Raw genomic sequence first — 11998 nt, 5'->3', positions numbered from 1 at the left:
GATTGCTGTAACAATGTACCGGCGAAACCGTGACCCGTCCCGCGATTGCGCTGGAAATGGGTTACCCGTACGACGGTCGGTCGGAGGCCAGACGCCATCAACCCTATCAACCTCCGGTGGTGGCAGACCACCCCACTCGTGATATCCGCACTATTAAGTCGATTCCGGAAGTTGTTCAGTGCAACATGGACTATCGGCTCGAGATCGACGGGACACCGGCGACGATCCCCGGTGGGACCGGCGTTCTCTTACTTCACCCGAGCACCGGAGAAACGGACCGAATCGATACCGACTTTCTGAAAACCGACACCGACCACTTCCTCGTCGTCTCCACCCGAACCACCGCCCGCGAAGTCAGACAGAAACTCGAGTACTACGACGTCGACGAAGAACGCGCCGAGATCCTCGACACGCTCAGCATCGAACGCGGTTACTCCCGACGGAAGACGGACACGGTACACTACGTCGCCGCACCCGACGACGTCGACGGCATCGTCGAGCACATCGACGGCTTCCTCGAGAACCACGACGGCAAACTTCGGCTCAGTTTCGACTCCGTCACCGAACTCGCCTACTACGCCGGCGACGACGACGCCCTCAAGGCGGTCGACCGCATCCTCAAGCTACTCGCGAACCACGACGCAGTCGGGCTCTTTCACCTCTCGGAAGAACCCCACGACCGCTCGGTCGTCGACGACTTTCGCAGCCGCTTCGACGGCGTGATCGACCTCGACGAGGACGGGAACGTCGAGGCTGACTTCTGAGCAAGGTTCGAACCGACTTTCGAACGAGACTCCAATCGCCTTTCGAGCGAGACTCCAATCGCCTTTCGAGCGAGACTCCAATCGCCTTTCGAGCGAGACCCTGATCGATCTACGAACGAGACGCGGATCCACACCGAACGAGACACATGCCGGAGTACGACAAACTCGTCCGTGACCGGATTCCCGAGATCGTAGAGAAAAACGACCAACGACCGGAGATCCACGTCGCCGACGCCGAGGAGTACACCGATCGCCTCGCCGCGAAACTCCGCGAAGAGAGCCGGGAGTTCGCAGACTCCGGTGAGTTCGAGGAGTTGGCCGACGTCCTCGAGGTCGTCTACGCGATCCTCGACCACCGAGAGCGAACGCTCGAGGACCTCGAGGCGGTTCGCCGCGAGAAACGATCGGTGCGAGGTGGGTTCGCGGACGGGATCGTCCTCGAGTGCGTCGAAGAGTCCCCCGAAAGTGCCGAAGGGTACCCCGAAGACGTCGAAGAATAACCCAGAACCGGGGACGAGACCGAAAGGCGAGAGAGACGAGAACGCAGTCACGTCACGAAGACGCCGAATTACTCCGTGGAGACTCGGACTACTCTACGAGGGTGTACTCTACGAGGGCGTACTCCGCGAGACAACTACTCCGCGAGACGAACTACTCCGCGAGGGCGTCGAACGTCTTCTCGGCCCACGTAATCGCGTACTCGGGGCCGTGATCGCGGTACGCGCCCGTCTCGAGGGCGGCGAACGGGGTTGGGAGCTCGATCGCGTGTTTGATCGCCCCACAGGCAAGTTCGGTCGCATCCGCGAACTCCGTCTCGCCGCGGGCGACTTCTCGCGGAAGGTTAGAAACCCGTCCCTCGAGGTGGTTCCCGGCGTCCTGCCAGGCGTCCGCGAGGTCGGGCTGGTCGTCCCGCCAGTCGGCGAACACGTCCCGCGCCTGGAGGCCGACCCAGCCGTCGTACAACGCCGTTGCCACCTGGTAAGTATCGTTCGGACCGAGCGGAACCACCCGATCGAACTCGCGGTAGGCTTCCTCGAAGAAGCCGAGAAAGTGTTCGGGAATGTCGAGGCCGAGTTCGACGAACGCCTCGGCGATCAGAAACTCGAGAAACGGCTCGGGTGAGCCTTCGACTCGCGGTTTGACGAGAACGACCGCCGGATCGGTCTGTTTGGTCCAGGCGATGCTCCCGTCGCCGGGCATCCCGATCGTGAGCTCCGAACCGGCGTACCGCCGGAGCAACGTCGGCGCGTCCTCCGGAAGCCACTCCGACGGATAGCTGGTCGGCTCGAAGCCGTCGACGATCACTCCGAGGTCCTCCGCGACCGCCGGTCGCAGCGTCTCGAAATCGCGCTCGCAGTCGAAGACGAGCGTGTTCGGCGCGTGCTCGTCTCGAACGTCCGCGAGACGTCCCGAGAGTTCGCGGCTCTCGAACATCAGACGAAGACGGTCTGGAAAACGAGCAAAAGCGAGAGGATAGCCGAGACGGCAACGGTGCCGACGACGATCTTGGTGGGTGTACTCATACTCGATCCCAGTCGTTGCCGCCGCTTAAATCCATCTTTCCGTTACCGTCGCTTAAATCCATCATTCTCCGTCTCGAGGCGCGATCGGACGGGTGTGGCGAAGATCACGTCGTGACACCCTTTATCGTCGACCGTGGGTCACTGCGGATTTCGTTCGGTCTACAAAGGCTTCGGAGAAACCCCCACCAGTTCACGTGGAATTGTTACATGCCCTGGCTCTCGAAAGGTTGAACAAATCGGATCGTCTCGAGAAGAAACGAAGGTGGTCGGGGAACACGGGTCGATCTCTCGGAGAGACACCGATTCCGCGGATCGATCAGTCTTCCGCGTCGCGCCACGAGTCCGGAACGTCGATGACGTACCGACCGTCTTCCTGGAGGGAGATGATGTACTCCTCTCGGTTGTACAGTTCCATCAGGTTGAGTTCGTACTGTCCCGGGTTGAGGATCTTGATGCTCTCGAATTGCTCGTTGAGTTCTGCTCGAAGTTCCTCCATCGATGGCTGATCAGCGGATGGTTCGCTCACGACACGCCCGTGGTCGGGGTCCTCGTCGGATTCAGACGCCGTCTCCTCGTTCGCAGCGTCGTCGACGGCTCCCTCGGAGTTTGCGGTGGGGCGGTCGCCCTCACCAGTCGATGTCGAATCCGCCGGGCCGTCAGACACGTGATGGTTTTGTGCTGTGTCCCATCGATCAGCAGACGAACGTTCGGAAACAGGCGGTAAATCGTTCCTCGAAACGAATTCGCTCCGTGCATCCGCCTGCGCAGATTCCTCGGACTCCGCGAGCGTCGCTCTCTGATCCTCGGGTCGGTTCGAATCGCTTGGCGGAGTCGAACCGTCGTCGGTCCAGGACGAAGGTTGATCCGGTTGTGCGGACGAGGGATCTGACTCGCGGCCGGATCGGTCCTCCGGACGACGAGCCGTATCCGGCCAGGCCTGATCGGAGACATCCGACTTCTCGAGATGGTTCGAGGGTGACGGCTCTCGAGACGAAGACGAGGTCGATTCAGTCGCCTCCGTTGCCGGAACCCAGTCGGAGTCGGGAGGGTGCGACGAAGATTCGTCCGTGTCGACAGCGGACGAGCCAGTTCCATCCGGGTCGGTCGGTGATCGAGCTCCGGCTACGGCGTCGGTCGACCGGGAGTCGGCTTCGGAATCAGGTTCAGCCGAGGCCGGGGAGTCGGCTTCGGAATCAGGTTCAGCCGAGGCCGAGGAGTCGGCTCCAGCTGACGTCGACGGCGTGAACTGGAACTTGTTTCCGCCGCAGTTTGGACAGCCCGACAGCATCTCTTTCGATCCGTCGGGGAACGTCCGGCCGCAGTTCGTGCATTCGTGGGGCATTAGTTCGGAGTGGTGTAGGTGTTAGCTTCGAGAGACGAGGGCGCTGATGAGCGTCTCGTCTTTATGAAGCGTCTCGATCCGGTTCGCCGGTCCGATCACGGTCAGTTTCGCCTCCGATCCGTCGCCACCCATAATCCGACCGAGAAGCGACGAGTCCTTGCTATCCGACTTCGGATACGTCTCGATCTCGATCCCGTTGAAGTCCTCGGGATTGATTTCGGCCATCGTCGTCTCGATGAGCCTACTCTCTTCGTCCGGCGTCAGACCTTCTTCTAGGATGACGATGTTTCCGTCGTGGACGCCGTCTAAGATCATCCGGATCTTCTCCATCGTCGCCATGTTCTCCATGCGCTCACCGCTGATCAGGTCGATCTGGATTCCGTCTGCGGGATCGGAGTCGTCGGCGTTAGTTGCTGTTGGCATCCAGGATCACCCGAAGTACTCCGCGATGTTCTCGTACACTTCGTCCATGTTCTCGCCTTCCTTCGCCGAGAGCGGAACGGTCTTGTGCTGTGGGAAGGCGTCCTCGATGCGTTTGACGCTCGAGTCGTCGAGGTCGATCTTGTTCGCGAAGATGAGAACTGGGAGATCACGAGATTCGATGATACCGATCAACATCGTGTTGACCTGCGTGATCGGATCCTCCGCGCTGTCGAGGACGTAGATGACGCCGTCGACGTCCTCGCGAAGCCAGTGCATGGCTTCGGCGACCCCTTCGGTCGCCTCACGAGAGCGACGAATTGCGTCGTCTTCTTCCATCTCGTCGGTAAACTCCTCGTAATCCACTTTCGTCGTCACGCCAGGCGTGTCGACGATGTCGATCGTTACCGACTTTCCGTTCCGTTCGATCTCGACGTTTTCTTTCCTACGCGCGCGACGAGTCTCGTGGGGGATGTGACTCTCCGTTCCGATCGCATCGCCCGTCCAGTCTCGGGCGATGCGATTTGCGAGTGTCGTCTTTCCGGCGTTCGGTGGACCATAGATACCGATTCGTTTGGGTTCCTGTTCGGAGAACAGGCGGTCCGTAGCCCGAGAGATACTATCTTTGAGTTCTGTGAACAGTCCCATCGTTAGGGCCTCCAGCACACGGGGTGTGTCTGCGCGTACTACTGAACCGAACTCACTTAAGCCTACGTCAAACGAGTTGACTCTCGGACAGAAGAGAGTGTAATACCTTCGAGATATTTGAGTGTGGGTTTTGCGAGAAGTACCGAGCTTGGTATCGATCACTCGAGCGATACTCGGTCGGTTGTCGCTGGTCCGAACAGAGAGATAAGGACGTGTTACTACAGGTGAACTAAGACGAGGAGTCCGGATGGGATGTCGGACGTGCTGAGTAAACTGTGAGAGGAGATAGCACGGAACTAAGAGAGGACAACACGAGAATGTGGAGTGTTGTCACGACCCATGAGAGGAGAGAGTACGAGTGGAGTCGAGGCTGGGGAACACACCCCCACCCCTTCGTTTCGAGTGGAGACCAACGAACCCGTCACTCTTGAGACGGTGTTCGAGGACGGTGAGGTGGACGAAGCGGCGTCGATCGGAAGTGATTGGGCGTCTCTGGAGTGATTTTGACGCTTTCAGGACTTCTAGTAATTCATCGGCAGAAATCGAGCAAATCTAGTTCTTTCTAGTAAGAAAACCAATTCACTCTAGTAACAACTCTATTTTGCTAGTTCTACGGATACTGTTTCTATCCCACCTAAATAAAACTTCCCAGACTAGATCCTGTCGTTCCCACCGACCTCTTCGACGGTTTCCACTCGAAACGAAGGGGTGGGGGGGTTGGACAACGTCGATCGGCGATTTACTCGTCCCGTCCGACTTCATCGCCCCAGTTTCGATTTCACTCCAGTGTCTGGCCTCGGATTGTCGAAACCCTCCTCGAAACTGTCCCTCACCGTACTCGAGACCGACCCGTACGGGTCGATCACGTTCGACCCTGTCGAGGCGAACTATCCACGTCGCCGAACGAAACGCCGCCAAACGCGCCGTCGAGACGAAACGTAGGGCGGATGTGAACCGTCTTTTCTCGAATACCCTGAATTGAAGGGAAGAATTTATTATCCATGTGTTCCTCTGGTTCGTTTGCATCAACTGGATCCGAACTCGGTCACCACTCTCGTAGATTGGCTGTGTTTCCCCGTCTACGCCCGTCTAATCGCGACTTCGAGTTCGGGTCTCCACACGAAACAAGGGGGTGCGTGTACGACGAATGTCAGACGACAATACGAACAATAGGTCGAACGAAATCGACGGGACGCGTGGATTTGCCATGGATCTCGGCGGAACGGAGGTCGACGATGAGGAGTCGAATCAGGGTCTGTTCGACGATCTCCTCAGCGGCGAGCCGATCTTCGAGAACAAGGAGGTGCTCCGCCCGTCCTACACTCCCCACGAACTCCCCCATCGAAGCGACCAGATCAACAAGATGGCGACGATCCTGGTGGCAGCACTCCGTGGCGAGACCCCGTCGAATATCCTCATCTACGGAAAGACGGGAACTGGAAAGACCGCAAGTGCAAAATTCGTCAGCAAGGAACTCGAGAGCACCTCCCAGAAGTACAGCGTTCCGTGTGACGTCGAGTACATCAACTGCGAGGTCACCGATACGCAGTATCGCGTACTCGCACAGTTGGCGAATAAGTTCATCGAGAAGAACGAACAACGTATCGACGACCGAATCGACGAACTGGAGTCGCTTCTCGCTGCCGTCGACGAGTACGATCGATCCCAGCCGCCCGATTCACCCCCCAACTCGTCCGAGGGGGAGTCCGAACTGTTCGAGTTCCCGATCGAGGACGCGGAGGCGCGTCCGACCGAAGCCGACACTGGATCCGGAGATCCGACTGCCACCTCTCCCGCCGGTTCGACTGATTCATCTGGAGATACAAACCAGACTACTGATGGCGATTCTGCAGTAGAAATGGGGGGGTTGGAAACGGGCGAATCACCGACTCGAAACGAGGGGGATGATCGATCGACCGACGATCCCACCGGAACCGACGCATCCGACAGTAGCGAGCGATCGGACGAGACCGACGACGCCGACCGGTTCATCACCACGGTCGACGACGAGTCCGCCTCGAGCCACGAGGAACATGGAGCCAAGTTCCCGCCGGATCACCCACTCGAGTCGACGCCGTTCGACTCGAAATCAGCCGTCGAGGCTCGAATCGAGTCGCTCGAGGAGGACCGAGAGTCGTTCGAGGAGGTGCCGATGACGGGGTGGCCGACCGATCGCGTCTACAGCGTCTTCTTCGATGCGGTCGACTACGACGAGCGGGTCGTCGTTATCATGTTAGACGAGATCGACAAACTCGTCGAGAAAAGCGGCGACGACACCCTCTACAATCTCTCGCGGATGAACTCCGAACTCGAGAACTCGCGGGTGTCGATCATCGGTATCTCGAACGATCTGAAGTTCACCGACTTCCTCGATCCGCGCGTCAAATCCTCGCTCGGTGAAGAGGAGATCGTCTTTCCGCCCTACGACGCGAACCAGTTGCGCGATATCCTCCAGCACCGATCCGAAGTGGCGTTCAAAGGTGGGGCGCTCTCGGACGACGTGATCCCACTCTGTGCGGCCTTTGCCGCCCAGGAACACGGCGATGCGCGACGCGCACTCGACTTGCTTCGAACCGCGGGCGAACTCGCCGAACGGGCCCAGTCCGAGACGATCGTCGAGGAACACGTCAGACAGGCCCAGGACAAGATCGAACTCGATCGCGTCGTCGAGGTCGTCCGCACGCTCCCGACCCAGAGCAAACTCGTCCTGTTCTCGATCATCCTGCTGGAGAAAAACGGCGTTCACAGCATCAACACGGGAGAAGTGTTCAACATTTACAAGCGCCTCTGTGAGGAGATCGACGCCGACGTCCTCACCCAGCGGCGGGTCACTGACCTCATCAGCGAACTCGACATGCTCGGTATCGTCAACGCCGTCGTCGTCTCGAAGGGTCGGTACGGCCGGACCAAGGAGATCAGCCTCTCGGTGCCCCTCGAGGAGACCGAAGCTGTCCTGCTGTCGGACTCGCGGCTCAGCGATATCGACGACGTCCAGCCGTTCGTGCAGGCGCGATTCGAGAACTGAACCACGAGCGCATCGCCCGTTTCGAGAACTGAACCACCGATTTTCGACGCATTCGCCGGTTCGAGACGACGGGCTAATAGTCCTCGAGCCGATTCCACTCGACATGAACCGACGGGCGGTGCTCGCCGGCGCAGCGGGACTCGTCTCGCTAGCCGGGTGTCTTTCCGACGACGGTCCCGATCACGAGTACGAGCGCGGCGAAATCGACATCGTGATCGACGGCGATCCGTTCGATCTCTCGGCGGACCGATTCCAGGCCGAACATGCTGATGACTACTCGATGAATTTCCACCTTCACGAGAGCGACGACTACTGGTACAACGACCATCCCGAGAGTGGGGAGCGAGTCACGTTCGCTGAGGCGATCGGTCTCCTGCCGGAGTTCACCTCCGACGAGCGAGACGGCGAGCACGTCGTCACCATCGACGACACCGAATACGATGGCCGCGAGTCGGCGGTCGAACTCGAGTTCTTCGTCGACGACGAACGGGTCGATCCGACCGAGCACGTCGTTCGGGACGGGGATGCGCTTCGACTCGAGATCACGACCGGGGAGTAATTTCGAGATCACAAGCGGACGCTGACCTCGAGTTATCGACGGCGAACGAGTCCGTCTCCGCTGGCGACGACAGCGCCGACGCCGACGTGTGCCGCGGTGGATCCGTCGAGGAGGCTCGAGGCGAGTCCGGACCCTGCGCCGTGAGGGACGGGACCGACCATCGCGCCGAACAGCGAGTCGAAAAACAGCCGGACGTGACCGAGCCACGGGACGCGAATCATCGCCTTGCCGGTCACCCAGTCGGGGGAAACGACGTCCGTCTGGGCGCCGCCGCGGTACTGGTCGTAGCCGCTGTTGGCGTCGCCTTTCGTGACGAACCCGTCGTGTGGGGCGGGGCAGGTCGGCACTTCGGCGCAGGTGGCGTCGCCGACGTACTCGTCTTCGGCTTTGGTGTCGACCCAGTTTTCGCCTTCGTCCACCCAGAAGTGAGCTCGGTGGATGATCGGCGTGCGATGATCGCTTCCGTCGGGTTTGAAGACGATTACGTCTCCGGCCTGGCCGAACTTCTCGTGGTCGCCGTTCTCGCCGTTCTCGAGCGTGACGACGCCGGTTCCGTCGACGGCCTCGTCGCCGACGAACCGGTCGTCGTCGACGACGAACACGAGGTCACCACGTTCCATGTTCGGCTCCATACTTCCGCTCTCGACGGCGACCAGCGGTGGCCAGATGCCGCTGATTCCGAACAGTATCAGCGCGATGACGGCGACGATAGCGACGCTACTCAGAATGTCCCGGACGAAGACGACCGTTCCGTCTTCGGTGCCGAGAAACCAGCGGACGATTCCGTCGTCTTCGATCGTCACGTCACTCGTGGCGTTTTCGGTCGACGCGTCGGCGACAGCGGATTCGTTCGCTACGGCGTCGTCGTCGGATTCTTCCGGACGATCGTCGTTCCGCGTCGAATTGCGGGAATTCCAACCGGAATCTCCGTCGTCCGAGTCACCGCCTGGATCGCCGGAGTGGGGACCGCTCATCGTCCCGCATTTTACCGGGGCATGCAATCAAGGTTCCCCTCGTCGAACAGTACTGAGAGTGGGTAGCGTTCCGGTCGGTTCGACACCCGTTGCAGTGAGCCACGAACGATCGCGTCGGCCGTCGTTTCGCTACCCTTTTTTCGTCCGGTCGCAGACGTGTGATCGTGCCACTCGAGGGTGCGGCCCGGATCGTCGACGAACTCACGAGCCGCGGCTACAACGCCGAGCGCGAAGCCGTCACGCTGATCGCCTCCGCCGAGAATCCGGCGGCGGTCTTAGAGCGCGTCGTCGAGGACGTGGCCGAGGACGCGCTGGTGGTTCGAACCGACCACGTCGAGACGGCGCTTTCGGCGGAATCGTCGTCGAACGATTCGGTCCCGCAGTCGGCTGATCCCGTTGGAGAACACCCCTCTGTTTCAACTGGAGACAACTCCACCAGTGTGAACGATTCGGGTACCCAATCTCCAGGTGAAACGAAGGGGTCTCCACCCCCCGACGACCGATCCCGGCCAGCCACCGATCAGGCGTCGACCGCCGTCGATTCGCCGCGGTCGACGTCCGACGTCGACCGGTCGTCTACCGGAAACCGATCGGCCGATCCCGAGTTACGGTCGCTCGAGATTGACGGCGATATGACCGGCGAGAGCACGGGGACGGGGGAGTACGACGACTTCGTCGCGGTGTTTCGCGATCGACTCGAGCGACTCGGCTCGAAGCTCAAAGGGCGGGTCAACCACCGGCCGGCGACGGCGATCCAGAGTATGCCTGGGGGGAGCGAGGCGGGCATGGTCGGGCTGGTCAACGACGTTCGGTCGACGGCGAGCGGGCACTGGCTGATCGAACTCGAGGACGCCACGGGGACGTTTCCGTGGTTGGTGATGAAAGACCGGGAGTACGCCGACCTGGTCGAGGAACTGCTGTGTGACGAGGTGCTGGCGATGGAGGGGACGCTCTCGGACGATGCGGGGATCGCGTTCGTCGACTCGATGTACTTCCCCGACGTTCCTCGAACGCGCGAGCCGTCGACCGCGGATCGTCACGTGCAGGCGGCGCTGATCAGCGACGTCCACGTCGGGAGCGAGGAGTTCATGGAAGACGCCTGGAACGCCTTCGCGGACTGGCTCTACACCGAGGAGGCCGACCACGTCGAGTACCTGTTGATCGCCGGGGACATGGTCGAGGGCGTCGGCGTCTATCCGAACCAGGACGAGGAACTCGAGATCGTCGACATCTACGAACAGTACGAGACGTTCAACGAACACCTCAAATCGGTCCCCGGGGACATCGAGATCGTCATGATTCCGGGGAATCACGACGCGGTACGACTCGCGGAACCTCAGCCTGGCTTCGACGAAAACCTCCGCAACATTATGTCGGCTCACGACGCCCGGATCGTGAGCAACCCATCGACGGTGACACTCGAGGGGGTCTCCGTGTTGATGTACCACGGCGTTTCCCTCGACGAGGTGATCGCCGAACTCCCCGAGGAGAAAGCGAGCTACGACGACCCCCACAAAGCGATGTACCATCTCCTCAAGAAACGACACGTCGCGCCGCAGTTCGGCGGTCACACACGTCTCGCACCCGAGGAACGGGATTACCTCGTCATCGAGGACGTTCCCGATATCTTCCATACCGGACACGTCCACAAACTCGGCTTCGGCAAGTATCACAACGTGCTCGCGATAAACTCGGGCTGTTGGCAGGCCCAGACCGACTTCCAGAAGTCCGTCAACATCGACCCCGATGCGGGGTACGCGCCCATCGTTGATCTGGACACGCTCGACGTTACCGTCCAGAAGTTCAGCTGACCACGTCGGTCTCGAGTCGAAATCGAACGGCCACGAGACGTGGTGACGTGTCGTCGGTTCGGTCTGCTTCGATCTCGTGGGAGCCGAACACCAACCGGATCAGGCGACTCGACTCGAGGTACGCAGAGGTAATGGCATCGCGTTCGTCGTCGCCGACGACCTCCCCAGTGGCGGGGAGTTCCCTCCCGCGAAGGTGGAGCACACACTCGTGAGGGTCGCGGAAGTTCTTCCACCAGTTCGTCGCCGACCGCGGCGTGAGGACGGTCGGGTGGCCGTCGACCGAACGGTAGGAGACCGGGAACGTGTAACGTTTCCCGCTACGGGTGGCGACGTACGAGAGGACCAGGAGACGACGACTCACGAGCCAGTGACATCGCGATCGTAACAACCGACGAAAGACGGGGTTCGCGACACGTCGCTCGAGGGCGCGCCAGATCGACGAGATGGCCCGTCTCGACGATCCAACGGCGTCGAGTGTCGCCATTCACTCGGACTCCAGTCGAAACCGTTCCGTTCGAGCGCCGTCGAACCGTGGTCCCCGTCCCGTTCGTTCGAACCCGAGCGCGTCGGCAGCCTCTCGAACGGAGTCGCGGTTTGGCGACATCAGCAGTTCGACGGCCATCGACTCGCGTTCGGCGAATCGGACCGGTTCGGCCAGCAGCCGCTTGCAGGCCTCGGCGGTCCCGCCGATCTGGGTGACGTGAACCGTATCCTCGCGCGCGTCGAAGCTGATGAACCCGAGCAGATCCTCCGGATCCGAGCCGTCGTACTGCGAACTCGAGACGTCCGCGTTCGGATCGTGCGTGCCGTCTTCGGCGACGCGGACCGTCCGATCGTGAACGAGATTTCGCATCACGTCGGTCGGCGAGTCGGCGATCGCCGCGAGTGCGTCGGCGTCGGCCTCGAGTGCGTCCCGTACGTTCATCGTCGTG

Annotated in this window: 13 protein-coding genes and 1 pseudogene; 5 read left to right on the top strand and 9 right to left on the bottom strand. The window is 60.7% G+C overall.

Features of this window, described 5'->3' with window-relative positions; genetic code table 11:
• Positions 1–185: 185 nt before the first annotated feature.
• Complete coding sequence (locus tag FYC77_RS00410) at positions 186–764, top strand: DUF7090 family protein (protein WP_149079532.1); 579 nt, start codon at positions 186–188, stop codon at positions 762–764.
• Positions 765–910: 146 nt separating this feature from the next.
• The gene (locus tag FYC77_RS00405) at positions 911–1264 is read left to right on the top strand and encodes a nucleoside triphosphate pyrophosphohydrolase (RefSeq protein ID WP_149079531.1); all 354 of its coding nucleotides are present in this window, start codon (positions 911–913) and stop codon (positions 1262–1264) included.
• A gap of 151 nt (positions 1265–1415) precedes the next feature.
• Here FYC77_RS00405 and FYC77_RS00400 read toward each other — a convergent pair whose 3' ends face one another.
• The 6 genes and pseudogenes from FYC77_RS00400 to FYC77_RS00385 all read right to left on the bottom strand — a co-directional run bounded on the left by FYC77_RS00400 (position 1416) and on the right by FYC77_RS00385 (position 4697).
• Complete coding sequence (locus FYC77_RS00400; RefSeq protein ID WP_149079530.1) at positions 1416–2198, bottom strand: DUF7089 family protein; 783 nt, start codon at positions 2196–2198, stop codon at positions 1416–1418.
• Positions 2198–2287, bottom strand: a complete 90-nt coding sequence (locus tag FYC77_RS21155; RefSeq protein WP_440590508.1) for a hypothetical protein — start codon at positions 2285–2287, stop codon at positions 2198–2200. The genes FYC77_RS00400 and FYC77_RS21155 overlap by 1 nt, the downstream gene beginning before the upstream one ends.
• Positions 2288–2603: 316 nt before the next feature.
• On the bottom strand, positions 2604–2951 hold the full coding sequence (locus tag FYC77_RS20985; protein WP_394349008.1) for an OapC/ArvC family zinc-ribbon domain-containing protein: 348 nt from the start codon (positions 2949–2951) through the stop codon (positions 2604–2606).
• A 573-nt stretch (positions 2952–3524) separates the two neighbouring features.
• Positions 3525–3575 (bottom strand): annotated as a pseudogene (locus FYC77_RS20980) (hypothetical protein); the annotation flags it as partial.
• A gap of 75 nt (positions 3576–3650) precedes the next feature.
• Complete coding sequence (locus FYC77_RS00390) at positions 3651–4052, bottom strand: DUF2073 domain-containing protein (protein ID WP_149079528.1); 402 nt, start codon at positions 4050–4052, stop codon at positions 3651–3653.
• 6 nt (positions 4053–4058) lie between these two features.
• A complete protein-coding gene (locus tag FYC77_RS00385; RefSeq protein WP_149079527.1) occupies positions 4059–4697 on the bottom strand; it encodes an Era-like GTP-binding protein in 639 nt (212 codons plus the stop codon).
• Positions 4698–5844: 1147 nt separating this feature from the next.
• Here FYC77_RS00385 and FYC77_RS00380 point away from each other — a divergent pair.
• Both FYC77_RS00380 and FYC77_RS00375 read left to right on the top strand, forming a co-directional pair.
• On the top strand, positions 5845–7722 hold the full coding sequence (locus FYC77_RS00380; protein ID WP_149079526.1) for a Cdc6/Cdc18 family protein: 1878 nt from the start codon (positions 5845–5847) through the stop codon (positions 7720–7722).
• Positions 7723–7825: 103 nt separating this feature from the next.
• Positions 7826–8281, top strand: coding sequence for a hypothetical protein (locus tag FYC77_RS00375; protein WP_149079525.1), 456 nt, complete (start codon positions 7826–7828; stop codon positions 8279–8281).
• Between the two features lie 32 nt (positions 8282–8313).
• On the opposite strand, the gene FYC77_RS00370 is transcribed toward FYC77_RS00375, so the two are convergent.
• A complete protein-coding gene (locus FYC77_RS00370; protein WP_149079524.1) occupies positions 8314–9255 on the bottom strand; it encodes a S24/S26 family peptidase in 942 nt (313 codons plus the stop codon).
• A gap of 164 nt (positions 9256–9419) precedes the next feature.
• Here FYC77_RS00370 and FYC77_RS00365 point away from each other — a divergent pair, with 164 nt between their 5' ends.
• Entirely contained in the window at positions 9420–11066 is a 1647-nt protein-coding gene (locus tag FYC77_RS00365) for a DNA-directed DNA polymerase II small subunit (protein WP_149079523.1), read from the top strand.
• Here FYC77_RS00365 and FYC77_RS00360 read toward each other — a convergent pair.
• Both FYC77_RS00360 and FYC77_RS00355 read right to left on the bottom strand, forming a co-directional pair.
• A complete protein-coding gene (locus tag FYC77_RS00360) occupies positions 11059–11550 on the bottom strand; it encodes a hypothetical protein (RefSeq protein WP_149079522.1) in 492 nt (163 codons plus the stop codon). The genes FYC77_RS00365 and FYC77_RS00360 overlap by 8 nt on opposite strands.
• Positions 11551–11991 carry a hypothetical protein gene (locus FYC77_RS00355; RefSeq protein WP_149079521.1) on the bottom strand — a complete coding sequence of 147 codons (441 nt, stop codon included), beginning with the start codon at positions 11989–11991 and terminating at the stop codon, positions 11551–11553.
• Between the last annotated feature and the right edge of the window lie 7 nt (positions 11992–11998).

The sequence above is a fragment of the Natrialba swarupiae genome (assembly GCF_008245225.1).
In the GTDB taxonomy this organism is placed as follows: domain Archaea; phylum Halobacteriota; class Halobacteria; order Halobacteriales; family Natrialbaceae; genus Natrarchaeobius; species Natrarchaeobius swarupiae.
Note: the sequence above shows the minus strand (reverse complement) of the source record. Positions and strands in the feature narration are given on the sequence as shown.